This is a genomic window from Xanthomonas sp. SHU 166, assembly GCF_000364685.1.
GTDB classification, from domain to species: Bacteria; Pseudomonadota; Gammaproteobacteria; order Xanthomonadales; family Xanthomonadaceae; genus Xanthomonas_A; species Xanthomonas_A sontii.
In genome coordinates this window covers 1-1413 of the sequence record NZ_AQOJ01000487.1, presented here as the reverse complement: position 1 = coordinate 1413, position 1413 = coordinate 1, and the positions used below count along the sequence as shown (strand labels likewise).

Below are 1413 nucleotides of genomic sequence, written 5' to 3'. Positions count from 1 at the left end.
TCGGCTGCGGCTGCCTGTCGCTGCGCCGCTGCCGGCTCAGCAACCCGGCCGACACCCTGGCCACGCACGGCGATGGTCCGCAGCGCTGGGCGGAGGAGTGAGCGCTGCGTGCGCGCGCAGCCGCCGCGTGTAATGTCGCCCCGTCCACCACGACCGCGTCGGGACTGAAGTCCCTCCCACAATTGACCGCGCTCGCTCTGCGCTGGTCGGTCTATCGATCTTTCCGTAGGCGCGGTTGCAGCCGAGACCGGGGATTCCCGGTAACGCCAGGTCGCGGCTGATCCCAAACAGGGGACAAGAGCCGCTGCTACGGCGGTTTGTGTTGCCTGCGCAACGCGGACGCGCGCTAAGCGCTAGAAGTTGCGGGTGAAGCGCACCGTGCCGCTGCCGTCGGCGCTGCGCACCTGCACCACGAAGCGCAGCTGGTCGTGGGCGCTGCTGCGCACGGTGCCGACGTAGTCGGTGTAGGCGTCGGTGCGGACCGCGCGCAGCGCCACCGGCTGGCGCTGGCCGCTGAGGTCGGTCGCCACCGCCTCCACCGTGCCCACCGCCGGTGCTTCCTCGCCGCCATGCAGGGTGCGCAGCGCGATCATCACCAACGCGGTGTCGGCTTCGCGGGCGATGCCATAGCGGCGCGCCACATCTTCGCTCATCGCCAGGGTGGGCAAGGCGTTGTAGTGCACGCGCAGCGTGCCGAAATCGGCCTGCGCCGGGGTGGCGGCGAGCAGTGTCGCCGGGCGTGGGGTGTCCTGGTCCGAGCAGGCGGCCAGGGCCAGGCACAGCAGCGCAACGGGCAGGACACGCATCGGCGTTCTCCGGGTTGGCGTGGCGAACAACAGGTCGTACGCAGTCGCCCGGGGGGATGTGGACCGCGCGCAGGAACCGCAGTGTACGAGCGGGAGAGGCTGATGCCGAGTAGCGTCCGCGCCCGCCTGGCAGCCGCCGCGCTCAGTCGTCGTTGGCGGCGGACAGGGCACGGCCGCGCGCGGCCGCCGCGGCGATCGCGGCTTCAGTCAGCGCCTCGAAGCCGCCGCGCTGGAAGGTCTCGATCGCCGCCTGGGTGGTGCCGTTGGGCGAGGTCACCCGCCGGCGCAGTTCGCTCGGCGCCTCGCCGGATTCGGTGAGCATGCGCGCCGCGCCGAGCACGGTCTGCAGGGTCAGGGTACGCGCGGTGTCGGCGGGCAGGCCCTGGGCGATGCCGGCCGCTTCCATCGCCTCGGCGAGCAGGAACACGTAGGCGGGTCCGCTGCCGGACACCGCGGTGACCGCATCGATCAGCGCCTCGTCCTCGACCCACACGGTGACCCCGGCGGCGGCCAGGACACGCTCGGCGTGGGCGCGCCGCCCGGCGTCGACGCCGGCGCTGGCGAACAGGCCGGTGACGCCGGCGCCGAGCAGGGCCGGGGTGTTCGG

2 protein-coding genes and 1 pseudogene are annotated in these 1413 nt (G+C 73.0%); 1 reads left to right on the top strand and 2 read right to left on the bottom strand.

The window, feature by feature from the left end; genetic code table 11:
- Positions 1–101 (top strand): annotated as a pseudogene (locus tag D180_RS12790) (redox-sensitive transcriptional activator SoxR); the annotation flags it as partial.
- Positions 102–353: 252 nt separating this feature from the next.
- Here D180_RS12790 and D180_RS12785 read toward each other — a convergent pair.
- Both D180_RS12785 and D180_RS12780 read right to left on the bottom strand, forming a co-directional pair.
- Positions 354–806 (bottom strand): DUF4426 domain-containing protein, encoded by a 453-nt coding sequence (locus D180_RS12785; protein ID WP_017909920.1) that lies wholly within the window; start codon positions 804–806, stop codon positions 354–356.
- 142 nt (positions 807–948) lie between these two features.
- Positions 949–1413 (bottom strand): pyrroline-5-carboxylate reductase (locus D180_RS12780; protein WP_017913096.1); only part of this gene is annotated, 465 nt, incomplete at its 5' end.

Excerpts from the sequence above, each read along its gene's own strand:
- D180_RS12785 (WP_017909920.1), bottom strand. The coding sequence starts at position 806 with ATGCGTGTCCTGCCCGTTGCGCTGCTGTGCCTGGCCCTGGCCGCCTGC.